Below are 25,296 nucleotides of genomic sequence, written 5' to 3'. Positions count from 1 at the left end.
CCCCCGATAAATCGGGGAGCTCTTTGGTTTTGAACCGTCCCTTATTTAATATTTTTAATTTAGAATGATCGTTCCCATATCAAGTGTACTTCCTTCTACCACTTCTACCAACTTACCATCATCATTAAACAACTTGTTCTCTGTTACCATCACTTTCCATGAACCCGGCTTTACCGTAAAACGGAACTTGCCATTGTTCACCATTGTTTTTAAAGAATCTTTGCCACTTACTGCATACACCCAAACTGAATCCCGCGCTGAAAATACTTTACCCGTTATGTTAGTTTCCTGCATCGCTCTTGTGGCATGAAGGCCGATAACAACACCTATAATTCCAATTAAGGTGGCAACAGTTTTGTCCATAATAGCAAAGGTTTTAACTCCTCGTTTGAATCAACTATCTGAAATCAATTATCTGAAAGAACCTTACTTTTAAAAAAACTGTGCCAGATAGTTATATAGGTCTAAAAACTATGCCAGACGCAATAAATGTGGAAAACGAATTGCAATTGTAGAATCTTCCTTAGAAACCAGCCTGCGCCATTCCCAGCGATTTTGAATTGATGCTTGTAATCGTATAATCGATGCTTATGCCCCGACTGGTACGCGGTGCTTCCAGCGTTCGTCTCTTACCGGGAGGAACATTATTGAAGATGAGTGTTTGTGTTTTAACGAGTTTCTTTTCAGGCCCAAAATATTTTATCTCCACCGATACCTGGTCGAGCGTATATAAACTGCTGTTCAGCAAAGTTATATCCAGGTCGGAGATGCCACCCAGGATGCCCACCTTAAAGGCGCTTGCTTCTATACGCACCTGCTCATAAATATTTTTACGGGCCTTTTCCAGTACTTCCTGGTTAATAGGCTTTTCCTTGGTTTCCATAACGGCCGGCGTGGCTTCTACCGGTTGGGTAGTTGTATTGGAAGCCGGTAACGCAATGGATTTATTTTGATTTGGCGGCGGAACTACATTATTGTCTTTTTTAATAATGCCCTGGCGCATCACTGCCTGATTGGTTTGTACACTATTAGCAGGAGCAGTGCCGGCAGGTGGCGCCGGCTCAATGGTATTGTTATTGGAATTGTTGTTAGGCACCTCGTTGATATTGCGCTCCTCTGCCATCGGCTCATTGTTCTGTTGAACAGTTTCCCCAGCAGGTCCCGTTGTACCAGACTTTTCATTCTTTTGGTCCCTGATCTCTTTAACCAGGCTTTCCAATACCTGCGTATCAGGTTGCCGGTTCCCCGAGTTAATAACCAAACCGATGACTACCCCACCCAGGATCAATACTGCTGCAACCAGTCCGCGGGTTACATTTTTATTATCCTGCAGGTATTTTCCCGAACCTGCCAGCAAGGCTTTAAAATCGAACCGGTCTTTTTTGGATGTTGATGACCAGGTTGCAGCTTTACTGGTAGCTGGTTTTTCGGCTTTTTGTACGGCGGCTGTTGAAACGCCGGATTTATTTTTTGAAAAGGCTGCCTTTCTTGATTCGTATTCCGACAGGAAGCCATTGTTGATCTCGTCGTCTTCTTTTTTCCTGTTCTGATACCCTTTCAGCATACCGCTGTTCTGTTCATCATCCTCTTCGGAAATGATATAGGAAGAAACGGCTTTCTTTTCAGTGTTTTTATTGGTGGAACTGACGTTCTTGTCGCTTTGTTGTGCAACCGGTTTGGTTTCTTCTTTTTTAGCTACCGGCGTGGTAGTGGCTGCCTGCGCTTTCGACACCGGCATAGTAACATAAATGTGTTTGCTATTGGCTTGCTCGGCCTGCCTGCTTACCGGCTGGCTTTCCTGTACATCACTCATCGTATTACCAGCAACGGCAACCTGCTTTTGCTGGGTGGCGGCCTGCTCAGTTACCGAAGAGGTTTCGAGGCCCGGTTTCTTATAAAAACGATCATACGGCTGTTCTTCCACAACCGGAGCAAAAGGTTTCAATTCCTCAATTTCACTGGGATAACGCCAGGCTGCACTTCTTCCTTCATGCCATACCAGGTCATAAGGTTTCAGCCCCTTTGCCGCCAGCTCTTCCGCTGTATACGGTCCTGTTTGCTTGTTATCGCGTAATAGTAGGTATGTATTCATAACTATAAAAAAGGCTAGTAAAATTTTGCAAGCAGGTAGCTGTAGTTAGCTACTTCCGTAATGAAATACATTCAGCGGGTCGCGGGCTCAGATGGTTAAATGGGATTCTTAAATAGGATACCTGGAGGGTAAAATTATAGTAACTGCAAGTTAACAGTTGGCATTTATTGTACCAAATACTCAATTAGAAAAGTTATAAAAGAGACGTTAAAAATGAAGTAAGTTTTCCACCATTAGCCTAATGATACCCGATCACCCTTAAGCTACTTAAGTTGTTAAAGGATATATAAGAATTGTTTTTAAGGTATGGAAACGCATAATGAAAGCTGGTATACCTGTTCAAGGTTCAAGGTTCAAGGCTCAAGACCTGAAATTCGGAGTCCCCGATAAAATTCACGCAACCTGAATTTCTAACCTTGTGCCTTATGTCTTTCTTCTTGTGCCTTGTACCTTCCTTCTTGTGCCTTGTACCTTCCTTCTTGTGCCTTGTGCCTTTCTTCTTGTGCCTTGTGCCTTTCTTCTTGTGCCTTGTGCCTTCCTTCTTGCACCTTGTGCCTTCCTTCTTGTACCTTGTGCCTTCCTTCTTGTGCCTTGTACCTTCCTTCTTGTGCCTTGTGCCTTCCTTCTTGTGCCTTTTTCTTAACATTTGTGTATAAAATTTAGGCCTAAAAAACCCTCACAATTACCGGGTTTTCACGCTTAAATAGGGTATTTTTGCCCCCCATCCAAAGGAGCATTAAACGGATGTAAATCATATCTGCAATACAAGTATGGAAGAAAACTTCACACCACAGGAAACAAACGATCAGAATCGTATTATCCCTGTAAATATCGAAGAGCAAATGAAAACGGCCTATATCGATTACTCAATGTCAGTAATCGTAAGCCGTGCCTTGCCCGATGTACGCGATGGGTTGAAACCGGTTCACCGGCGCATTTTGTACGCCATGAATGAACTGGGATTAAACTATAACAGAGCGTATAAAAAATCGGCTCGTGTTGTAGGAGAGGTGTTGGGTAAATATCACCCGCATGGTGATTCATCGGTGTACGACGCCATGGTGCGTATGGCACAGGAATGGAGCATGCGGTATACCCTTGTAGATGGCCAGGGTAACTATGGTAACCAGGATGGCGATGGTCCGGCCGCCATGCGTTATACAGAAGCCAGGCTCGACCGGCTGGCTGAATACATGTTGATGGATATCGATAAGGATACTGTCGACTTTCAGCCCAACTTCGACGATTCTGAAAAAGAACCGTCCATTCTGCCGGCGCGTGTTCCCAACCTGTTGGTAAATGGGTCAAGCGGTATTGCAGTTGGTATGGCTACCAACATGATGCCGCATAACCTGAGTGAAGTAATAGATGGATGTATTGCCTATATCGATAACCGCGAGATCACCATCGACGAAATGATGGTGCATATCAAAGCGCCCGATTTCCCTACCGGCGGTATCATCTACGGTATGGAAGGCGTACGTGCCGGTATGCATTTTGGCCGGGGCAGGGTAGTGCTGCGTGGTAAACTGCAGGTTGATACCAAACCCAGCGGTCGCGAAACCATTATCGTAACCGAAGTGCCTTACCAGGTAAACCGCGATGCGTTGTGCGATAAGATCGGACAACTTGTGAATGAGAAAGTGATCGAAGGCATTGCGCATGTTAACAACGAATCGAACGCGAAGGAAGGTACCCGTATAGTAATAGATCTTAAACGAGATGCTATTGCCAACGTGGTGATCAACCAACTGTATAAATTCACCGAACTTCAAACTTCATATGGCATAAACAACGTAGCCCTGTCAAAGGGTCGCCCAAAAACACTGAACGTAAAAGATATGATCAGTGAGTTTGTGGAGTTCCGTCATGAAGTAGTGGTTCGCCGTACGCAGTTTGAATTGCGTGAAGCAGAGAAGAAAGCCCATATCTTACAAGGTTATCTCATTGCACTCGATCACCTCGATGAAGTGATCGCTTTGATCCGTGCATCGGCCACACCTGAAATTGCCCGCGAAGGCCTTATCAATGCCGGCTGGGGCCTCGATGAGATCCAGGCAAGGGCCATCCTCGAATTACGCCTGCAACGGTTAACCGGCATGGAACGCGAAAAGATCAGGGAAGAATATGATGGGTTGATGCAACTGATCGGCCATCTGCGTGAAGTGTTAAATAATGAAGGCATGCGGTACGATATCATTAAAACCGAATTGACCGAAGTAAAGGACAAGTTCGGTGATGCCCGCAAAACAGAGATCACTTACCTCGATAATGAAGTACGCATTAAAGACCTGATCAAGGAAGAAGATGTGGTGATCACCATCTCGCACCTGGGTTATATCAAACGTACTTCCGCCACCGAATTCCGCGCCCAGCGCCGCGGTGGTCGTGGCGCCAAAGGCGGCAAGGCCCGTGAAGAGGATTTTATAGAGCATCTGTTTGTTGCCTCTTCTCACCACACCATGCTGTTCTTTACCGAAAAAGGACGCTGCTACTGGCTGAACGTTTATGAAATACCCGAAGCCGATAAAACAGCCAAAGGCCGGGCCATTCAGAACCTGATACAATTACCACCCGACGATAAGATCAGAGCGATCATCGACATAAAAGACCTCGAAGATGAAACCTTTGTAAAAGGTCACAACATTGTGCTGTGCACCAAAAAAGGTATTATTAAGAAAACAGCACTGGAAGATTTCAGCAATCCACGCAAGACCGGGGTGAATGCCATTACGATCGTGGAAGGAGATGAACTGCTGGTTGCCAGGTTAACCACCGGCAATAGCGAGATCATGATGGCCGTGAAAAGCGGTCGCGCCATTCGTTTCCCCGAAGAAAAAGTACGGGCAACCGGCCGTGGCGCTATTGGGGTATCGGGAATTGACGTAGACGATGAAAATGATGCAGTTATTGGCATGATATGTGTCAGCAAGGAAGACAACTCGCGTAGTGTGTTGGTTGTGAGCGAAAAAGGATTCGGAAAAAGAACACAATTAGAAGAATATCCCATCACGAACCGGGGTGGAAAAGGGGTGAAGACCCTCAACGTTACCGATAAGACCGGCTCGCTGGTAGGTATGCTGGATGTGGCGGCAAAAGAAGACCTGATGATCACCTGCAGAAGCGGCATGACCATACGGATGCCGGCAGATGGCATCAGCGAACTGGGCCGCAATACACAAGGTGTTAAATTAATTCGCCTGGATGACGGTGATGAAATTGCCGCTATTACCAAACTCGATGATAACGAAGACGAAGTGAACGGAGAAAATGACGAAGCAGAAGCACAGGCAGATACAAATACAGCAGTTGAGGCAACCAATGGTAATGAGTTTGCATCTGATGAAAGTGCTGAAGCATCCGGTGAAGGGGATGAACCCGGAGCGGAAGAAAACCCGGATAATGAATAATTGGGAGCATTCACGCACGTATATAAAACACACAGATGAATCGACCATCTGACTTAAAAACAAATAATATTTTCAGATGAAAAAATTGTTTCTGACAGCATTGCTCGCTGCAGTTGGGTTCTTATCACAGGCCCAGAAACTCGAAAAGGCTAAAGACCTGCTGACCAGGAAAAAACTCCCCGAAGCAAAAACGGAGATCGATAATGTACTGGCCGTTGAAAAGAACAAAACCAGTTCAGAAGCCTGGTATACAAAGGCAAAAATATATGGCGCTATTGCCGCTGACTCTTCACTGAAATCTACAGTACCAGATGCGCGTTCCACTGCATTTGAATCAATGAAGCAGTATTTGGAGCTGGAGGCTAAAGAGAAAGATGCAGCTAAAAGAAATATTCAGTTAACCCTGGATAACAATGCGCCACTGATTGAGCTGTATACAGGGTACTCAAAAGATGCGGCAACTTTTTACAATGCCAGCAATTACAATGATGCATTCGTAAATTTCAAAAATTCACTGGCAGTATTCGACCTTATGTCTGCCAAAGGAATTATTCCTATTAAGTTAGATACTACCACCACTTTATATGCTGGTATATCGGCTGAAAAAGCACAGAAGCCCGATGATGCGGCTGTTTATTATGGAAAAATTGCCGAGAACAAAGCAAAAGGGGAAGGTTTTGTAGAAATTTATAAATGGCTGGCTGATTATTATCGTAGAAAAGATGATATCGCCAACGCTGCTAAATTCTCTGCATTGGGAAAGGAAGTATACCCCAGCGATCCTTTCTGGACCGGCTTTGAACTTGATATGGCGCGTGAAAAAGGTAACAAAGAAGACCTGTTTAAAAAATACGAGGCGGTTATCAAGGAAAATCCTGATAACTATCTGTTCCTGTTCAACTATGGCGTAGAATTATATCAAACAGGTTACGATCCGGATGCCAAAAAACGCCCGGCCAACTCAAAAGAGCTGATCGCAAAAGCGGTTGAAGTGATGACGAAAACGTTGGAGAAAAAACCTGATTATGCAAATGCCAACATGGTATTAGGACAGATCTATTACAATCAGGGTGTTGAAATCAATAATGAGAACAAGGATATTCGTCCGAAAGATGGTGTTAAATTAACACCTGATCAACTGAAGAAAAAAGACGAACTGCGTGCAGAAACCGCAAAAAAGTTCGATCTGGCATTGCCTTATTTGACCAAGGTTGATGAGCTGCTCGATAGCCAGGGCAAATTGAAAATGGAAGATAAGGACAACCTGAAAAATGCGTTAGACCTGCTCATTATCATCAATGAAGAAAAAGTAAATGCGCTGGAGCAAAAGAAACGCCAGGCAGAAGCTAAAAAAGATGCAGCAGGAGTAAAAGCGATCGATGCAGATATTAAAAAATTACAGGATACAGTAACAAAGTATACTGATAAATATAACAACATCGACAGAAAACACTAATACGTATAAACGAAATTTGAATAGGAGGGCCCCCGATTCATCGGGGGCCTTTCTTCTTATATAATGACCGTATATCCGCTATCAGCTTCATTCGTGTATTTGACAGTTGATTACTGTGTATTTTAATAGCCTTTTAATTAAATGATGTTTATCAAATGGCAGTTGGCCATTACCTTTACGGATGCGCTGAACAATCGTGCGCATGGGTTTAAGGGTTTAATTTTTCAATCAATTTGACGCAGCTTTTCCAAGCTGCGTTTTTTTATATGCCTATAAGTTGAGAATGAATAGCAAATGCATATTTTATTACATGTTAAATCATATTCACCCTTAGCTAAAAAAAATTAGCTCTTACATGAAGCCATTATTTTTAACGATTGGTTTATTTACTACATATCATCAGGATGTAACTATGTGGTGGCAGACATTCGCTGGTATGTTGGCAATGATAAAGCACATGGATACGTGGACCGGAAAATCATTAGGAGCGTTTACCGATAAATTTTCTGTGAATATTAATAACCATGGCGCCGGATTTTACAGGTTGAGCGCCGGGAAGAAATGATTGACGGCGGTTTGAAGTGGGAGTGTGAGGAGGACAATTTTCGGCAGGCATTTATCTGGCCTGATGGGCTGGCAAGCCGTTTAAATAACTGAGGCCGTGGTTTGCAATAAACGGCGGCCTTTTGATTTTAATTCATTTGCTTCACCCAAAATAGCCGATAATTCGATTCTTTTTGTTTTACAGCTGCACGGGAAACTTGCACTAATTGTTGACCAGTTTCAATGAATCCTATTGCTTTTCCGGATTTTGATTCGCCAATTTTCGATTCTCTTTGCTTTGAAGGATCCCTGAGCGAGCGATCGCTTAATTACTGGCGAGATCCAGTTTCGCTGGGCGTCGCCAGGAGGTGATGAAATCCTGGGAACGGTTTAAACCAACCAATGGAATTGAATTGCAGGGAATTGTATTGGTTGGAAGTGGGTTGATTTACTCAAAACATCTATTTAACATAATATTAATTATAGTTTAAACTCGCTATTAATACTATGGTCCCAAGAAATTAGCAGGAAAAAAATATGGTGTAGCTGACAAAACATTATCCCAAAGAAAGAATGCTTAAAGTTTTCCGGGAACAAAAAGCGACGGGATAAGCGTTCCAGTCGCGTTCTAAATCGATAGCCTGTTAGCGTTTACTTATCGCATTTAATCAATGTCACATTCCAGGCAAAATGCTCTTTTTATCAGTTTAGAAAAAGAAACGCTTAACACGTTTAAACTGATTGATGTTTGATGGTTTCAAAATGGCGCCGGTAATGTTATCGCGGCTTTTGAAGTAGAAAAAAGCACCAGCATTTATTCGGGCATTCTTCCGTCACATTTTACAAATAAAATATAACAAACCGGGAAAATTATATAACAAGGGCAAAAAAAATACTACTATTTTTGTCAGGAACATGAAAAGGCTCATTGTTACCATATTAGCTTTGTTTTACCTGGGCACTTCAACCGGTGCTACCATACACCTGCATTATTGCATGGGTAAGCTGGTTGAAATGAAGCTCTGGCACTCTGAGGCAGACAAATGTGGTAATTGTGGGATGAAAAAAAAGACAGCATGTGAAAAAAAATGCTGTAAGGATGAGCATAAATTAGTAAAACTGGAAAAAGCCCACCAGAAAGCTATTGAAAACATTTTCCAGTTCACTCAGTTCGTTGCTACACTCCCGGTTTCTTATTTTGAATTTCCGCAGGTTTATATTCCGTCTGTTGCGCAGGAACTTCCTGTAAGTCACGGGCCACCCCGAAGTATTCCGATACATATTCTCCATTGTACTTTCCGCATCTGATACCCTGCCCACCCGCAGGTGGAGGGCGTTATTCTTAATACGCTGTTTTAAAACAGTAGCGCTGTTATATCACCCCCTCTCCTTTTTGCTACTGATTCAGGTACATCTTTTCAATAATTAAAACTTCTCGCAGATATGAAATTGAGTCATCGTCTGGCGCTTGGTGCTATTTGCGCCATGGGTATTGCAATTGTTTTAACTGTTCCTGCCTGCAGGAAACACAAAATGGACGGTATGAAAATGGAAGAAAAAAACATTAACTATCCTGCCGCTTACATAGTTAATGGGGAGACTAATACTTTATCGGTTATTAATCTTAACAGCAATACCGTTACCGATACCATTGAATTAATGTCGTCTGGTGCCGGTATGCCTATGTGGCCGCACCATGTATACCATCATACTGCTGGGGATATGCATCACCTGGCTATTGGCGTACCCGGCATGGATTTGAGCGAAGGCCATTCGGGTGGCATGGCAGGTATGAAAGGAAAAGTATTGGTCGTAGATGGCGTTAAAGGCACAGTTCTTAAAGAATTAGAAGTTCCTGCCATGAACCACAATGCCGTTTACTCGCCTGATGGCAATGAAATCTGGACCTCCCAAATGGGAATGAATGGTAAGGTGCTGGTTTACGATGCGAAAACGTTCACATTGAAAAAAACTATTGCCGTAGGTATGGAACCGGCAGAAGTAACATTTTCTGCAGATGGCTCCAAAGCATATGTAGCTAATGGTGGCGATAATACCGTTTCAGTAATTGATCCTGCAACCAAAACGGTGATTACTACTATTGCTGTTGACGCTGATCCGGTGGGTGCATGGGTAGGATATGATGGAAAAATGTATGTGGATAATGAAGAAGGTGAAAGCATCAGCGTTGTAGATGTAGCAACCAATACAGTAGTGCAGACCATTCCCCTTGGTTTTATGCCTGGCAGCGCTGCTCACAACCAGGTTAAAAAAGAATTATGGGTTACAGACCCCGATAACGGTAAAGTGCACTACTGGACATGGAATACCGTGGGTAACCAGTGGTCACATAGCGGATCCTTTAACACTGGCGCAGGTGCTCATGCAGTAGCATTTACAGGCGATGGTAATACAGCATATGTTACCAACCAACTGGCAGCCAGCGTATCTGTCATCAATGTGACCGATCATTCTAAAATTAAAGATATTTCAGTAGGCAAAAAACCTAATGGCATTGTAATAAAACAATAAACTCAATATTTAAACTATTAAAATGAAAAAAGTATTATTTCTTGTTATCATTATGATTTCCATATTTGGTACAACCAATGCGCTTGCACAAACTAAAACAGATAGCTTCAAAGTATATGGCAATTGTAATATGTGTAAGAAAAGGATTGAAAAAGCTGCTGCTGTGGAGGGTGTTGTGAAAGCAAACTGGAATGTGGAAACAAAGATCATGACAGTAAGTTATGATTCTTCCAGATTAACGACTGATGCTATTCAAAAGAAAATTGCCGCGGCAGGACATGACACAGAAAAAGAAAAGGCAGCAGATCAAACATATAATAAGTTACCTGGCTGTTGCAGGTATGACCGCAGCGGAGGTGAGTCGTCTTCTCATCATCAACATCACAAATAAGAATTATAAAGTAGTGACAGGTGCAGCATGAAAGCTGCATCTGTCCTCCTGTGAGTGAAAAGAAAAAAATGGTACATTGTAATAAATGCTTTCATATGGAAAGAAGAAAGGAACAATCGCTGGAACAGCGGTCATCATTAAATGTAGCCAATGGCAAAGAGCAAACACTTTTACATTCGTAAAGCACACCGGTACCTGGGTGTTATTTTAGGTATCCAGTTTTTATTATGGACTATCGGGGGATTGTATTTCAGTTGGAGTAATATGGATGAAGTACATGGAGATTTTGAAAAACGAAAACCGCCCTTTCTGCCGGTTGGGTCTTTACTGGCATCACCATCAACTGTAATAGACAGTATAAAAAAAGCTCACCCGGTAGATTCCTTTGTTTCAATTCAGCTTATCGAAATACTCGGAAAACCTTATTACCAGCTGCGTGGGATAACTTCCAAACAACAAGGCGGTGGGCATCAACATTCCATGAAAATGGCCACCTGGCTGGCCGATGCAGTAACCGGACAATTAAAGCCGGCACTTACAAAAGAGCAGGCCATTGAAGTAGCCAGCAAACGTTTCAATGGAGAACCAAAAGTAAAATCAGTTGAGTACCTCACTGCAACAAATGGCCATCATGAATATAGGGAAAGTCCTTTACCAGCTTATGCCATTACGTTTGAACATCCATCCGGCAGCACAGTATATGTAGCCAGTGAACTGGGTACGGTTCAAAAATTCCGTAACAATAAATGGAGAATATTTGATTTTCTTTGGATGTTGCATACCATGGATTATAATTCGAGAGATAATATAGGAAACCTCTTGCTTCGCATATTTTCCATATTCGGCCTGATAACCGTGTTTTCAGGCTTTGCGTTATATGCCATTAGCTTCAAAGGTTTCAAAAAGAACCCCCTTTCAAAAAGTAGATTTAGCTGAGAAATAAAAAAACCATTGAGTAATTATAAACGACATCAATAATGAATAACAGCCGACTGACTTTATTTCAATTTGCCATGATATTTGTTTCATTTCTGTTTTTTTCAATAAGCGGTGAAGCCCAATCCGGAGAAGTTTGCTATAACCCCAACCTGGTAAAAGATACCAGTAAAAAAAGTATTAAATCTATGGCGGCAGGTGTCATTGGGAAGGATTCCGTAAAGATCAGTTATCACTCACCAGCGGTAAGAAAACGTGTTATTTGGGGAGGTTTGGTTCCCTATGATGAAGTATGGGTAACCGGAGCACATGATGCTACCACCGTTGAAATTGCAAGGCCATTCATAATTGGTGGTAAAGAAATTCCTGCCGGGAAGTATGCCCTGTTCACTATTCCGGGAAAAAAGGAATGGACAGTTATCATTAATGAAAAGTGGCAACAACACCTGGCATCGGAGTATGATAAAAAAGAAGATGTGGTTAGAATAAAAGTAAAACCTCAAAAACACTCCCTCACCGAAAGGCTTCAATACTTTATCGAAGGAAGCAACGATAAAGATGGAAAAATTGCAATGGCATGGGAAAAAATAAGAATTGAGTTTCCTGTGACGATTAAAAAATAATGGTGGAAAACCTCTGTATTAGAAAATAAATGACAACTGGAAAATCATGATCAGTCATAGTAGGAATGACAGTACAGGCGCTTGGTACAAGATGGGATTGCCCACCGTTTTTTTCTCAACTTGTAAAAGGTCAAACACTTGACGATCAGGCATTTATTCCAAATACATTTACGCTAAACGGCAACGAAAAAGACGATGTGTTTAAAGTGTACAGCAGGGCGGCACTTATTACAAGGGTAAACCTCAACTACATGATCCAGATCAATTAAACCGGATTTGAAGAAACATTTAGCCGGTTAGGAGAAAATACTTATACTAAACTAAATACTTTAATCGTTCAATGATGGATCCGAGTCCTTGTAAAATTCAAAAGTATGCTTGGTATAATCGCCCTGATTTTGATCCTGTTTATTCCGGTAATTTTCATTTGGCTTAGCTATCGCAGCAGCAAACGATTCAAGAATTTTAATTAAATTTTTTGCGGGTTTCAGATCGCAAAAATTTTATATTAAAAAGGTTGAAAATTCAACGGGCATTGATCCCGGTTCATCTCCCCTATCCAGGTATCCCAATCCTAATTAACCCACGTTACTTTTTCCTGAATCGAATTTCGTTTACCCGAAACAGATGGAACCTTTACATAACCCAGGTAAAAGAATCCCATCAGCATATCATCATGCCCTAAACCAAACAACGCTTTGGCTTCCTCGATAAAAGTAATACCGCCTGTGCTCCAGTAACCGCCAATATTGTCGTATGATGAAATTGTAAGATAAATGTTCTGCACCGCGCACGCTACCGCCGCCACTTCTTCCATTTCAGGCAACTGATCTTTATGCCGTTTACAACCGATGGCAATAACATGCGAACATTGCTGCGGCGTTACCAGCATCTGTTCGTATTTATTCTGTTTGAATTTGGCGCCGGCAAACTTTTTATAGATCTCAGCCTGTTGTTCAGCCAATTTTTGTAATCCATTTCCTGTAAATACCGTAAACTGCCAGGGCTCAGTTAATTTATGACTGGGCGCCCAGTTGGCGTTTTCAAGGGCCTGCCAGATGATCGCATCTGGAATGGTCTTTCCCGGCTCAAATTGTTGGGTAAACACACTCCTGCGTGTACGTATCAGTTCATTGATCAATTCGCTTTTATTCATAGCGGAGCAAAGATATGTTAAGACTAATATACCGATAAAAGTTGTTCTGCCCTTTTTGCTATTTTCGGCCCTCGTTCCAAGTAAACAGCTTGGGTTTCGGATCCTTCACCCTAACTTTGAAATTATGCGGATATTTTTAATTTTTATTTGTTTTTTTACCGGCATTTCATTGTTCGCAGCAGACACCCGAAAGCTTGACAGTTTGTTAATTCACCGTCATTTTTTTGAGCTGCAGCGCGAATTGAAAAGCAACACCTACAGCAATCTGCCTACGCATCGTAAATTATATTACCAGGCTTTCTTACATAACTTTTTTCATGATCTCACAACGTCTAACCAGGAAATCGCCCTGCTGCTTGATAATTACAAAAAAGAGTTTTCCCATAATGAGCTCAGTAATTTGCTGATGAAAAAAATAGATAATCATGTAAAGCTGTACCAGTATCGCGAAGCTCATCTCACCACCCAGTTTTTATTACGCAAGTACCGACATGTTCTATCCGCCGAGGAACGGGATGATGCCCGCAATTCTGATATTATCTGGAAAGGATTAGAAAATGTGCCGCCTCAAACAACCTCTGTTACCAGCGAAACAAACATCTCCTATCGCCGCGACCTTGCCGGCCTTATCAATATTCCGGTGAGTTTTGCCGACAGCACTTTTGATTTTGTTTTTGATACCGGCGCCAACTTATCTGTTATAACGGAATCATACGCTCGTAAAAGCAACCTGCGCATGATGAATGTACGATTTAAAGTAAGAGCTATTACCGGTTTGGAGGTGTATGCCAACCTGGGCATTGCCAATGAATTCAAAATGGGTAATATTATTGTAAGGAATGCGGTGTTCATGGTATTTCCAGACACCGCCCTTTCTTTTGCCCGCGGCTTGTATACCATTAAAGGCATCATCGGCTTTCCTATCATTGAACAATTGCAGGAAATTCGCATCAATAAAAAAACTTTAACAGTGCCCCAGTTCCCTACGGATCGCAAACTCCGCAATTTTGGGGTTGATGAATTGTTGCCGGTAATCTCCATCGCTTACAATGCCGATACCCTGGCATTTACATTTGATACGGGCGCCCAGTTTACTTTTTTAAACGAGCCTTTTTATCAGGATTATAAAAAGCTGATTGATTCTGCCGGCAAACCGTTCGATATGCAGATCGGCGGCGCCGGTGGCATAACTAAAACAAAAGCGTTCCGGTTGTCGCAAATTGCTATTACAGTGGCCGGGCAGCCTGCCTTGCTGAAAGACGTAGCGGTGAAAACTTCCAGTTCAACCCCCAAAGACAAATTGTACTACGGCAATTTTGGACAGGATATCATGAACCAGTTCAAAGAAATGGTGATTAATTTTAAGTATATGTATGTTGATTTTATACCAACTTCCCCCTAAAGATCGATTGCTGATTTTGAGATTTCTGGATTTTGAGATTTAGAAAAATCCAGAAATCTCAAAATCCCAAAATCAGAAATTGACCCTAATCTCTTTCCTCATGGTCCTCATGACCGCTACTCCGTTTAAATAACTGGAAGTCGGTCTTACCAAATTTATAAGCCAACGTGGCCCGGAAGCTACGCACATCCCAACGACGGTATGCATCCTGGTAAAAATTTTCCGTATCGTTTATGATTCCCCGTCTCCTGGAGTTGAATACGTCGTTTATGTTAAATGTAAAGGTGGCTTTGTTTTTGAAGAATTCTTTGCGTAATCCAAAATCAACTGCATACATTTCTTTCCGCTCCCCCTGTGGTATTACTTCCGGTGATTCGTAACCGCCGGTAACCTGGAAACTCCATTTATTCCAGAATGCTGCTTTTGATGCAAACCGGTAATTGATGATCAGCTTGGCTTCCCAGTTAAAACCTTCATTGCTCAGATCGGTATTATTGACCTTCGATTCTACCTTTTTATATTGCATATCTACTGTGGGCGTAATATCCAGGTGCTGTCCCACCTTTTGCTGCAAGGTCAACTCGGCGCCCAGCCTGTTTTGGTATCTGGCATTCACAAACGTATTTAAAATGGCGCTTGGATCAATGGCTGCGTTATTCAATTGCTGGTATTGAGCGGCTGTAATAGTGTCGCTGTACCTGGTGATATCTCCCTGTGTATTGCGGAAATAAATTACGCCTAAAAAGCTTCCCGAGTTATAGATTTTATTGTAATTGAACTCGAATGAATTGGTGAATTCTGGTCGCAGCGCCGGGTTTCCCTGCCTGATGTTCAATGGATCATTGATATCTACAAACGGGTTCATTTGCCAGAAATCGGGCCGTCTGATACGACGGCTGTAATTCAGTTGAATTTCCTGTCCTTCCCCAATGTTCTTGCTCAGGTATAAACTGGGAAACAACGCATCAAACAAACTTCCGATATTGCCCGGAAACTGATAGCCAAATTTTTTGGCGCTATCTACCAGTTCGCCATCAAACTTTGAATGTTCAGCACGTAACCCGGCCTGGTAGCCTATCCCCAACAATTTGCCAGTGTAAGTAACATAAGCCGCATTCACCATTTCGCGATACTGATAATTATTACTTAATGGTAATTTGATCTCGCTTGAATTGTTTACAAAAAAAGCATTGAAAAAACTGGTAAAGTCATTTATGTACGATCGAACACCTGTCTCCAGTTTATTATCTTCTCCCTGCGGATCTACATAGTCTACCTGTACGGTGATCTGGTTGTTCTTGCCCGATCCATTGTTTCGAACCCGGCTTTCGGGAGCATACATACTGCCATCAGGGAACGAATACGTGTTTAGAATATTCGTATTATCGCTGTTACGGCCATAATTGTAATTAATATCTGCACTTATCGACTTACCGCTTTCTACAAAATTATGTTTAAACACAAACTGCGTACTGGTACGTCCATTGGTCGATCTGCTATCGGAGGTACGATAACCATAATGATCAGGTTGTTGATGCAAGTTCAGGTACTCCTGGTGCTGTTCTTCATTATTGGTAAACCGTCCGCCACCAAAGTTTTGCGTAAGGGTAAATGTGTTGCGATTGTCTAAAAAGAAATCCATTCCAAACCGAACACCAGCAAAACGACGATTGCGATCGGTAAAAGCAAACTGGTTGAAATAATCCGTCACAATACCATTGTCTTTATTCTGGCGATAAGTTTCCGTCTTGGGTCGGCCGCCTGATTGATTATAATTTCCGTTTACAAAAAAATTAAACTTACCCTGACGTAAATTAAGCGCCAGGTTGCCATTGTAAATATTTGGTGAACCGGCGCCTGCAGAAACAAGGCCGTTCAATCCGATCTTTTTATTTTTCTTGAGCACAACATTAATGATGCCGCCGGTGCTGGCTGCATCAAATTTGGCGGAAGGATTGGTGATGAGTTCTACGCGTTCAATGTTATCTGCGGGTATTTGATCTAAAGTGAGTATAGTAGGACGGCCATCAACAAAGATCTGGGGCGCATTATTGCGCAACAGTACATTGCCATCTACATCAACAGTAACGGAAGGTATATTGCGCATTACATCAATGCCGGTACCACCGGCAGAAGCTAAATTCTTTTCTACATCAAAAGTCTTCCGGTCGATGCCCATTTGCAAAGCAGGCTTTTGACCTACAACCGTCACAGAATTCAGGTAATGCGATTCGGCGTTCAGTTTGATATTTCCCAGGTCTTTTTCAACAGTGAACCCACTCCCCTTGCCAGATTTATCGAATGTGATGATCACTTCTTGTTTAGCATATCCTATAGCAGTTGCTTCCAGCTTGAAAGTATCGGTAATAGACAGATTGATGATGTCGAAATCGCCGTTGGGTTTGGTTAACATACCACCGGCCAGTATATCGCTGTTTTTTTGAAATAATTGTACAGATGCAGCTTCAATGCCTTTATTGGTTTTGGCATCCACGATTCTTCCAATCAGTTTGCCAGTGCCTGCTGCAGCGGGCTTGTTCCTGGGTGAGTTTTCTATTTGGGCACATACGGATAATGTAATAATTTTTGCTAATAACAGTGCTAATACAGGTTTCATTACGCAGTTTGTAATTGTTTTTTATACACCGGTATCTTATTAATTATAATTAATTCAATAACCGGACCGGGCTATTAGACGGGAAATAACGTCTATGCGTTTGCTGCGAATGAATTTTAATATCAATTTAATAAGGATGGATTGATGGTTTTATTGTTTGATGGTTATGAACTCCGATTATCGGGCAGTAAAGTTTAATGGGCGAGCTTCAGCAAGGTAATCCCCAGCCATCAAGCAATCAAATAATTATTCAGACGCCCACTCCAACTGCAGTTTATTTAAACTCTTATACAATCCATCGTTCAATGCCAGTAATTCCTGGTGCGTGCCGCTTTCTATAACATGGCCTTTGTCGAGAACAATGATCTTATCGGCATTGCGAATGGTTGACAATCGATGCGCAATTACAAAAGAAGTTCGGTTTTTCATCAGGTTATCCAACGCTTCCTGCACCAGTGATTCAGAAGCAGAATCGAGCGAACTGGTTGCTTCGTCCAGTACCAGGATAACCGGGTCTTTTAATATAGCCCGCGCAATAGCAATTCGTTGACGTTGCCCACCCGATAATTTAATCCCCCGCTCCCCTACCACCGTATCATAACCTTCGGGAAAGCTCATGATAAAATCATGAGCATTGGCCTTGCGGGCTGCTTCTTCAATGTCGGGTTGAGTGGCGCCGGGTTTACCATAAGAAATATTTTCCCGAATGGTTCCGCCAAACAAGAAAACATCCTGCGGCACCAGGGCCATTTGTTTGCGAAGTTGAGAAAGGGGAATGCTATTGGCCGGTTTGCCATCAAATAATATCTGTCCATTCCCGGGCTGATAGAATTGCAACAGCAATGCGGCAATGGTTGATTTACCGGCGCCGCTTGGGCCCACTATGGCAATTTGTTCACCGGGAGCGGCGGTAAGAGTTATCTCTTTTAAAATATGCACTTCTTTGCGCGAAGGATAACTGAATGAAACCCGGTCGAAGGTAACCGCACCTAGTAATTTGTTTTTTTCTTCCACCGGTTCATCTGTAACAGTCACTGGTTCTGTGGTATCGCGTAATATTTCCCGAACGCGCTGGGTAGCGCCCAATGTTTTTTGCAACTGGCTGTACAAGTCGGCAAAGCCGGCCATGCTACCGCCCACAAATGCGGTGTACACAACAAAGGCAGTAAGATCGCCAAATGACAACGTACCCGCTTGCACCAGGGTAGTGCCATACCACACCACGAGAATAATAGTTCCGAAAATGCTCATCAGAATAAATGAAACAAACAGACCGCGAAAGCGGCCATTGCTCACCGCCAGTTTCACCACCTGTTGTAAACTGCGAGTATATCTGCCGATCTCATACCATTCATTGGTAAACGATTTTACATTGCTCACGCCTTGCAAGGTTTCCTGCACAATAGTATTCGAATCAGCCAACTGGTCCTGCGTATTGCGGGATAGCTTACGAATTCTTTTTCCAAACACCACACCAGCCACTACTATAATGGGTACAACCGATAACATAACGGCCGTGAGCGATCGGGATAAATATAATATCAATCCCATGCCAATGATAAGCGTTAGAATTCCACGCAAAATTTCTGCCAGCATACCTGTTACTGCTTCCTGTATTTGAGAAAGATCGGCACTGATCCTGCTCGATAATTCCCCTACCCTGCGCTGCGCAAAAAAATCCATGGGCATCATGATCATCTTCCGGTAAACCTCTTTTCGCATATCCGCCAATGCATATTCCCCAACATATGTAAACAGGTATACACGCATAAACGAAAAGATCATTTGTAAGGTTAAAATACCCAACATCCATAATGCAATGGTACCTGGTGAAACAGCCTCTTTACCCAGGCTGAGCGAATGCGCACTATCGATGAGTCTTTTCAAAAAATAAGGAAATGCCATAGTAGTACCGCTGGAAAGAGCGATGAAAAGTAATCCGGTTATAAAAGTATAGCGATACGGTTTCAGATAACTGAAAATGAGCAGCGCTTCTTTCAGATTTTCTTTCGTAAGTTTTGCTTTTGGCATATCCGGTTTACGAACACCGTTATCCTGCCTGTTGCCTCGCGCCATATAAAGCGATTAACATTTTATTAAAAATCAATGTTGCTTATACCTAAAATGCTTCTTTAGCGGTATTAAGGTATTTTTCAGATAGACGAATGTACGGGTCAGATATTGTTTTGCCGGAATATATCTTTAGGATTATCAATAAATAATACAGCTTTCTTAAAGCAGATGTTGTAGTTAACTAAGGTATAACAGATAGCTTATTCTTTCTATTCCTGAACTCAGTATATTTTTTTGGCATGATTCTTAATAGTTAATGAATACCTAACTATTCTAAACTACGAGACGATTGCTAAACCTGAGTTTGTAGCCTACCCGCCCCCATGACGTAGTTATTTACATTTTTTACATATTAAAAACTCAAAGTTATGAAAAGAAGCTTTTTAGCGGCAGGCATTGGTCTTTGCATTTTCGCAGCAACTATGGTAATTTCAAACCATCCGGTTAGAGCAGAGGAGTATAATGGCAATTACATTGAGCAGGATACAACTCCTAAGAAAAAGAAAGATACAACCAAAAAGAAACCAGATACAGTGAACATGCAATTGAATTCACCTTCTGCCACACAACAGTAATTAATAGACGAAAGTGTCCCGGCTTTGCCGGGACACTTTCGTTTTCTACATTTATTTTCCTGATTTTTTGATATTCTTCTGCATCGCTTCGCGCTTGTGCATTTATTATTGTGCACCTGTAATTGAAAGCAAGCACCATCACATTAAGTACGCGCCATAATAACCCGCGCCAATCAACCCCGTTTTATCATTCTTTATAATTCTTATCGGTACATTCTCCAACAAATGTTGCATGCGATCGCAATCCATGTAATGCTCCATAAATTCCTTTTGCAATAACAAGGGTGCAATTTTAGGTGGAATACCCCCACCCAGGAACAAACCGCCGGTAGCTTTCATTTTCAATACCAGGTTCGATGCTTCACGCGCCAGGTACCGCACAAAAAGCAACATTGTTTCAACACATATAGCCGCCTTTTGTTCTATGGCAGCGCCACTGATAACTGCTGAATCCTGGCTTGCAGCCTCCAACGCGTCTTTTAACCAGGCCGGCTCTTCCATCTTCTTTACATCGCGCAAAAAACGGTAAATATCTACAATGGCAGGGCCGGCAACTACTTTTTCCCAGCTAACAACACCATATTCATTTTGCAAAAATTTCAACAAAGCATAATCCAGGTCGGTCCTTGGCGAAAAATCAGCGTGCCCTCCTTCTGTTGGAAAAGGAAAATGGTTCGTACCGTTCCAATATATACCGGCTTCGCCCAAACCTGTACCCGGTGCAATGATGGCCATATTACCGGTACTTTTTTCATCACCGGTATGCAATGTTATGAGGTCCTGTTCTGTTAAACCTGCGAGCCCATAAGCCATGGATTCGAGGTCGTTTAACAAAAATACCGCATCTACGCCCATGGCGCTTTTCACTTCTGTAATATCTATATCCCAGCTCAGGTTGGTGAGGTTTACTTTGCCATCCAACACGGGACCGGCAACCCCGAGGCAGATCCTGTCGGGCGCCGGGCATTTATTGTCTGATAAGAATTGTTGCATAATAGCTTCGGAAGATGCATATTCAGCCGAAGGATATTTACCAATATGCAACATGTTCAATCCGGTTTCAGTAGCCTCATAAAATGCCAAATTGGTTTTCGTACCGCCAATATCGCCCGCTAATACGGTAACACCTTTATCTTTAATGCCTGAGCGCCGTGGAATATGCAGATTTCTTATTGTCATGGTAATTGGTTCTTATTTATGCTTAATTATTTCCGGTCTTTTATTCACGGGTAAGTTGCAAAACTAGCGAACTTACAAACTAATTTAGAACCTGCCTACCGCAGGCAGGCATAAAACTTAATACCTAATATAGCACCAGAACTATTATACTATGAAATATTTTTTCTATTTGCGATTGCTCTTCACGCCAATACTTGCAATCACTGTATCAGGGCTGTTCGCTCAACAAAAAAAGCCTGTAATTTATTATCCGCCACCAGGCAACTGGGAACACCGCAGCGCCAGTTCGGTGGCATTGGATTCTGTTTTATTGCAGGAAGCCGTTGTGTATGCACAGGCGCATGAATCGAAAGAACCGCGCGATCTGAAAAAAGCGCATTACCAAAGTGGCTTTGGGCGGGAACCGTTTGGTTATCCCGTTGGGCCGCTGAAAGAACGCGGACCAGCCACCGGCCTGATCATTAAAAATGGATACATCGTAGCCGAATGGGGTGAACCAGGTCGGGTAGATCAGACTTTCAGTGTGGCCAAAAGTTTTCTGTCGTCTGTAGCGGGACTTGCCTATGACGCCGGATTGATTGCCCAGGTAGCCGATAAAGTGTACCCTTATATGGCGCCCATTCTTCCGTATGAACCGAACCGGCTGGCCGATAACCGGTCAGACGCCCTGGAACATAAAGATGTTATTGACCTGTTTGGCACCGAACACAACCGCACTATTGGCTGGGACCATTTACTGCGGCAAACCAGCGACTGGGAGGGTACTTTATGGGGCAAACCCGACTGGGCCGATCGCCCGCAGCAAAACCCGAGTGAATGGCTGACACGAAAAAGAAATGTACCCGGAACCGTATACAAATACAACGATACCCGGGTGAATGTGCTGGCCCTGGCATTGCTGAATATCTGGCGGCAGCCGTTGCCCGTGGTGCTGAAGGAAAGGATCATGGACCCCATCGGCGCCTCGCGCACCTGGCGCTGGACGGGTTACGAAAATTCGTGGGTGATCATGGATGGCCAGTTGGTGCAATCGGTCAGCGGTGGTTCGCATTGGGGCGGCGGGTTGTTCATCAACGCTTACGACCAGGCCCGGTTTGGCTACCTCACTTTACGCAATGGAAAATGGAAGGATAAACAGCTTCTTTCTGAGGCTTGGCTGAAAATGGCCAAAACGCCAACTTCGGTTCAGCCGACTTATGGCTTCATGAACTATTATTTAAACACCGATAAGAAATTCTACCCCAGCGCACCGGCGACAGCTTTTGCTCATATAGGCGCCGGTTCTAACATAATTTATGTCGATGCTGAAAATGACCTCATCATCGTTGCCCGCTGGATTGAGGGCAATGCAATGGATGGGTTGATTGAAAGGGTGTTGAAAGCGAAGAAGAACCAATAGGCAATGAGCAATTGGCAATTAGCAAACCCTACATAATGGCAAAAGTTGCAATGACGCCTATCTATATTTAAAAACGAAGTAAAAATAATAAAACACTAAAAATCAATAAATTAATAAAGCAACCAAAAACAACCCGCCCTTTCTTTAAATTCCAAATTTCTTTCTACTCCTAACTCCTTGGTTTTCCACTTTTTCCAACCGATTGTGTAAAAATTAATTTGGTTTTTTCCTTCTAACTACAATATTCCACTCTGGTCCGCTGTTAATATGAAAACTATTGGCCATATTACCCATGTTTATGGCCAGGGAAAAGTTCATCAGGCTATTCATATAAGCCAATGTTCTCCCCTCCGGCACATCGCCGAACGTATGCACAAATTCAATATCCTGGTAGAACACCAGGCTGTCATTCTTTTTGATTTTAACTTCCACTTTTTCTTTAGGTTCCACGTGTAACACTTTGAAAATCGAATCATTAATGTTAGTCCATACGTTGCCATATTGAATGTCAAGAATGGGTATGTTACCCTTGATCGAATCACCTTGATACACAGCTTTTTGGTACGGGATCATCACTACTGCAGCCGGCAATTCCTTACCAACCTTTTCAAAAGAGATCACGCCTGCCGCCAGCCTTGCCCCGGTGTAGGCATATACATCCCTTCCGTGAAAAGTATAGGAGGCTTGTGAGTTTTTCCTTCTATTTAATTCCTCATCTATTTCACGTACTGCTTCAATTCCAAGCGATTGAGAAACCAATGTCAGCGTTCCATTGTCCGGGGTAACAAAATAATGGCCTGTTTTGGTCTTCAGCACCACCGATTTACGGCTGGTGCCTACTCCGGGGTCAACCACCGAAACAAATACAGTCCCGGCCGGCCAGTATTCAGCCGTCTGCTGCAACCGGTAGGCTGCCTCCCAAATATTATAGGCCGGTATTTCATGGGAGAGGTCGTACAACTTCAGATCGGCATCTACCCCTGTGGCCACCCCTTTCATGGCGCTCACCGCTCCATCCTTCAACCCGAAATCGGTTTGAAAAACAACAATGCCCTTTTTATGGTTACAGGCAGTAACCATACAAATGATCAGCGTGCTTAATACGTAGGTCTTTTTCATTTTTTCAGCAGGATTCTATGTGTCAGGTTTTTAAATTGGCTTATTTTCAAATTTATATGGATTTATTAAAAACGATTCAAAAGGAGCATTCTAAAACACAGTGCGGGAAAATAGTGCGGTATGTTGGCAACGATAAAGAACGGTTTGCCGAGCTTATGCAATTGTTTTTGAAAGGCGAGTACCGGGTAACCCAGCGGGCAGGCTGGCCATTGAGCATTTGTGTGGAGCACCACCCGGAGCTGATCAACCCCTGGTTTAAACAGATCTTGCCGCTGTTAAAGAAAAAGGACGCCCATATTGCGGTGGTAAGAAATGTGGTTCGACTGTTACAATTTGTAACCATTCCCAAACGCTTTCACGGCCAGGTAATGAACGACTGCTTTGAATTCGTTGCCGATAATGATACCGCCCCGGCCATAAAAGCATTTTCCCTGACCATTTTGGAAAACCTGGCGAACGAATATCCCGATATAAAGCCTGAATTAAAACTGATCATTGAAGAACGGTGGCCGTACGAAACTGCCGCCTTTAAAAGCAGGGCGAGGAAGATATTGAAGAAGTTCAAATAGCCCGTTTACTATATACACTGATCGCCGAGCCTTCTGCCAGAAATACAGATACCGGGGTTTGGCCATTCAATGCCGAGAAAGCAGGTCCATACAATTTTTCAAAATCGCAATCCACCTTGTATTGCTCCACCGGGAACACATCCCAACCCGGATGCTCTACCTGGTATTCTCCCGTCATCGTTTTGCTGATGGCCGAATATCCCCAGAAATGCTCCGTTATAAACTCCTCTTCACTGCCTGGCTGAATAGGATATTTTTTCAACCCCGTGTGCACCTCCAACTTATTCCAGTGATTTTTAAATTTCCAGTGATAGCCGATATGCTGTTGCTGCGGAGTTATATTCACAAAGCTTTTCATGGGCAGGGTAACATACCGCTCATTAAACAGGTAGTTGGCAATGAAGGTGATGGCAGGCCGGGGCACGATCTCCTTAATGAACACCACCCCTCGTTTGTATTCATCATTTTCTTTATATCGCACATAAAAACGCAGGTTCACTTCCGGGAAGGTGGTGTGAAAAGGAAAGCGAACGTTCCGAACACAGGTATCATGAAACAGGAAACCAACCAGGCTCACATACGTCTTGTTATTCCAGGAATCCAATTCCGTTTTGGCGGGCAAGAACGGTTTCAGCACTTCCGGCTCAACCAGGTAGTTGGCCATGATGAGACGCAGCCATTGAGCGGTCAGGAATTTCTTTTGTTTCATGGACAGATGAAAATCTAATGTGATAATTTGATAATGGAATACAGCCTCAGGGCCCACGCTGCACGCTGTTAATAGCAAAGGTATGCCATTCCAATTGTCAGCCATTCAGGACTCTGCAGTACAGTTTCCACGTGGCGGTCAGCAAAAGCATAAAAGATATTTTTAGAATTTGAAGGCATCCGCCAGGCCGGTGACTTTTATTTAAATGGAAAACACCTTGGCTTACTCGAAAATGGGGTGACTGCTTTTGGTTTTGACATTACCGGACGTTCGGCAACCATTCATGCAGTATCGGAAGTAAAAAACGATGATGATAAAACGCAAACTATTCAATACGAAGTAACCATTGTTGATGCGGCCGGCAAACCGGTAAAAACTTTTACCGGCGATAAGATCACGCTGCCGCCGGGGGGAGAACGGCTTTGTTGAACGATATGATTTTGTCGGATTACCTGGGAATTTTTTGCCAGTCAGGTCAGGGTCATCTTCAATTTCTGGTCGTTAGCCGGTATAGC

Annotated in this window: 23 protein-coding genes and 1 pseudogene; 14 read left to right on the top strand and 10 right to left on the bottom strand. The window is 43.0% G+C overall.

The features are described 5' to 3' along the window. Window positions 1–54: 54 nt before the first annotated feature. The 3 genes from FAM09_RS15215 to FAM09_RS15205 form a co-directional block, all read right to left on the bottom strand. Window positions 55–363, bottom strand: coding sequence for a carboxypeptidase regulatory-like domain-containing protein (locus FAM09_RS15215; protein WP_136577988.1), 309 nt, complete (start codon window positions 361–363; stop codon window positions 55–57). A gap of 160 nt (window positions 364–523) precedes the next feature. Beyond that, the gene (locus tag FAM09_RS15210; RefSeq protein WP_136577987.1) at window positions 524–2,092 is read right to left on the bottom strand and encodes a DUF4339 domain-containing protein; all 1,569 of its coding nucleotides are present in this window, start codon (window positions 2,090–2,092) and stop codon (window positions 524–526) included. Between the two features lie 346 nt (window positions 2,093–2,438). Further along, on the bottom strand, window positions 2,439–2,738 hold the full coding sequence (locus FAM09_RS15205; RefSeq protein ID WP_136577986.1) for a hypothetical protein: 300 nt from the start codon (window positions 2,736–2,738) through the stop codon (window positions 2,439–2,441). 124 nt (window positions 2,739–2,862) lie between these two features. Here FAM09_RS15205 and gyrA point away from each other — a divergent pair, with 124 nt between their 5' ends. The 9 genes from gyrA to FAM09_RS15160 all read left to right on the top strand — a co-directional run bounded on the left by gyrA (window position 2,863) and on the right by FAM09_RS15160 (window position 12,252). Continuing rightward, window positions 2,863–5,502, top strand: a complete 2,640-nt coding sequence (gene gyrA / locus FAM09_RS15200; RefSeq protein ID WP_136577985.1) for a DNA gyrase subunit A — start codon at window positions 2,863–2,865, stop codon at window positions 5,500–5,502. 76 nt (window positions 5,503–5,578) lie between these two features. Then, the gene (locus FAM09_RS15195; protein ID WP_136577984.1) at window positions 5,579–6,958 is read left to right on the top strand and encodes a hypothetical protein; all 1,380 of its coding nucleotides are present in this window, start codon (window positions 5,579–5,581) and stop codon (window positions 6,956–6,958) included. A gap of 355 nt (window positions 6,959–7,313) precedes the next feature. Further along, window positions 7,314–7,523 (top strand): hypothetical protein, encoded by a 210-nt coding sequence (locus FAM09_RS15190; protein ID WP_136577983.1) that lies wholly within the window; start codon window positions 7,314–7,316, stop codon window positions 7,521–7,523. Between the two features lie 893 nt (window positions 7,524–8,416). Continuing rightward, entirely contained in the window at window positions 8,417–8,809 is a 393-nt protein-coding gene (locus FAM09_RS15185; protein WP_136577982.1) for an HYC_CC_PP family protein, read from the top strand. Window positions 8,810–8,944: 135 nt separating this feature from the next. After that, a complete protein-coding gene (locus FAM09_RS15180; protein ID WP_208025575.1) occupies window positions 8,945–10,033 on the top strand; it encodes a YncE family protein in 1,089 nt (362 codons plus the stop codon). 22 nt (window positions 10,034–10,055) lie between these two features. Then, entirely contained in the window at window positions 10,056–10,424 is a 369-nt protein-coding gene (locus FAM09_RS15175; RefSeq protein WP_136577981.1) for a heavy-metal-associated domain-containing protein, read from the top strand. Between the two features lie 150 nt (window positions 10,425–10,574). After that, entirely contained in the window at window positions 10,575–11,360 is a 786-nt protein-coding gene (locus FAM09_RS15170; RefSeq protein WP_136577980.1) for a hypothetical protein, read from the top strand. Window positions 11,361–11,401: 41 nt separating this feature from the next. Next, complete coding sequence (locus FAM09_RS15165; RefSeq protein ID WP_136577979.1) at window positions 11,402–11,983, top strand: DUF2911 domain-containing protein; 582 nt, start codon at window positions 11,402–11,404, stop codon at window positions 11,981–11,983. Between the two features lie 65 nt (window positions 11,984–12,048). After that, entirely contained in the window at window positions 12,049–12,252 is a 204-nt protein-coding gene (locus FAM09_RS15160) for a hypothetical protein (protein ID WP_136577978.1), read from the top strand. A 305-nt stretch (window positions 12,253–12,557) separates the two neighbouring features. Here FAM09_RS15160 and FAM09_RS15155 read toward each other — a convergent pair whose 3' ends face one another. Further along, entirely contained in the window at window positions 12,558–13,139 is a 582-nt protein-coding gene (locus FAM09_RS15155) for a nitroreductase family protein (protein ID WP_136577977.1), read from the bottom strand. Window positions 13,140–13,263: 124 nt separating this feature from the next. On the opposite strand from FAM09_RS15155, the gene FAM09_RS15150 reads away from it, so the two are divergent. After that, window positions 13,264–14,541: a retropepsin-like aspartic protease gene (locus tag FAM09_RS15150; RefSeq protein WP_166437166.1), complete on the top strand. Its 1,278-nt coding sequence runs from the start codon at window positions 13,264–13,266 to the stop codon at window positions 14,539–14,541. An 85-nt stretch (window positions 14,542–14,626) separates the two neighbouring features. Here FAM09_RS15150 and FAM09_RS15145 read toward each other — a convergent pair whose 3' ends face one another. Together FAM09_RS15145 and FAM09_RS15140 are read right to left on the bottom strand one after the other, a co-directional pair. Beyond that, the gene (locus FAM09_RS15145) at window positions 14,627–17,158 is read right to left on the bottom strand and encodes an outer membrane beta-barrel protein (RefSeq protein WP_136577975.1); all 2,532 of its coding nucleotides are present in this window, start codon (window positions 17,156–17,158) and stop codon (window positions 14,627–14,629) included. Window positions 17,159–17,404: 246 nt separating this feature from the next. Then, on the bottom strand, window positions 17,405–19,234 hold the full coding sequence (locus tag FAM09_RS15140) for an ABC transporter ATP-binding protein (protein ID WP_136577974.1): 1,830 nt from the start codon (window positions 19,232–19,234) through the stop codon (window positions 17,405–17,407). Between the two features lie 365 nt (window positions 19,235–19,599). On the opposite strand from FAM09_RS15140, the gene FAM09_RS15135 reads away from it, so the two are divergent. Further along, on the top strand, window positions 19,600–19,806 hold the full coding sequence (locus tag FAM09_RS15135; RefSeq protein WP_136577973.1) for a hypothetical protein: 207 nt from the start codon (window positions 19,600–19,602) through the stop codon (window positions 19,804–19,806). Between the two features lie 138 nt (window positions 19,807–19,944). Here FAM09_RS15135 and glk read toward each other — a convergent pair whose 3' ends face one another. Next, on the bottom strand, window positions 19,945–20,985 hold the full coding sequence (gene glk / locus FAM09_RS15130) for a glucokinase (protein ID WP_136577972.1): 1,041 nt from the start codon (window positions 20,983–20,985) through the stop codon (window positions 19,945–19,947). 151 nt (window positions 20,986–21,136) lie between these two features. Here glk and FAM09_RS15125 point away from each other — a divergent pair, with 151 nt between their 5' ends. Beyond that, the gene (locus FAM09_RS15125) at window positions 21,137–22,384 is read left to right on the top strand and encodes a serine hydrolase domain-containing protein (RefSeq protein WP_136577971.1); all 1,248 of its coding nucleotides are present in this window, start codon (window positions 21,137–21,139) and stop codon (window positions 22,382–22,384) included. A gap of 213 nt (window positions 22,385–22,597) precedes the next feature. Here the strand turns inward: FAM09_RS15125 and FAM09_RS15120 are convergent, their stop codons facing one another. Further along, entirely contained in the window at window positions 22,598–23,503 is a 906-nt protein-coding gene (locus FAM09_RS15120; protein ID WP_136577970.1) for an SAM hydrolase/SAM-dependent halogenase family protein, read from the bottom strand. Between the two features lie 56 nt (window positions 23,504–23,559). Here FAM09_RS15120 and FAM09_RS15115 point away from each other — a divergent pair, with 56 nt between their 5' ends. After that, window positions 23,560–24,072 carry a hypothetical protein gene (locus FAM09_RS15115; protein ID WP_136577969.1) on the top strand — a complete coding sequence of 171 codons (513 nt, stop codon included), beginning with the start codon at window positions 23,560–23,562 and terminating at the stop codon, window positions 24,070–24,072. On the opposite strand, the gene FAM09_RS15110 is transcribed toward FAM09_RS15115, so the two are convergent. Beyond that, the gene (locus FAM09_RS15110; RefSeq protein ID WP_136577968.1) at window positions 24,065–24,781 is read right to left on the bottom strand and encodes a YqjF family protein; all 717 of its coding nucleotides are present in this window, start codon (window positions 24,779–24,781) and stop codon (window positions 24,065–24,067) included. The genes FAM09_RS15115 and FAM09_RS15110 overlap by 8 nt on opposite strands. A 237-nt stretch (window positions 24,782–25,018) precedes the next feature. Here FAM09_RS15110 and FAM09_RS15105 point away from each other — a divergent pair, with 237 nt between their 5' ends. Beyond that, a complete protein-coding gene (locus FAM09_RS15105) occupies window positions 25,019–25,210 on the top strand; it encodes a hypothetical protein (protein ID WP_136577967.1) in 192 nt (63 codons plus the stop codon). On the opposite strand, the pseudogene FAM09_RS15100 reads toward FAM09_RS15105, so the two are convergent. Continuing rightward, window positions 25,199–25,270 (bottom strand): annotated as a pseudogene (locus FAM09_RS15100) (NAD(+)--rifampin ADP-ribosyltransferase); the annotation flags it as partial. The gene FAM09_RS15105 and the pseudogene FAM09_RS15100 overlap by 12 nt on opposite strands. Between the last annotated feature and the right edge of the window lie 26 nt (window positions 25,271–25,296).

This window comes from Niastella caeni (genome assembly GCF_004834005.1).
GTDB classification, from domain to species: domain Bacteria; phylum Bacteroidota; class Bacteroidia; order Chitinophagales; family Chitinophagaceae; genus Niastella; species Niastella caeni.
This window is presented reverse-complemented; position numbering and strand designations above follow the sequence as displayed.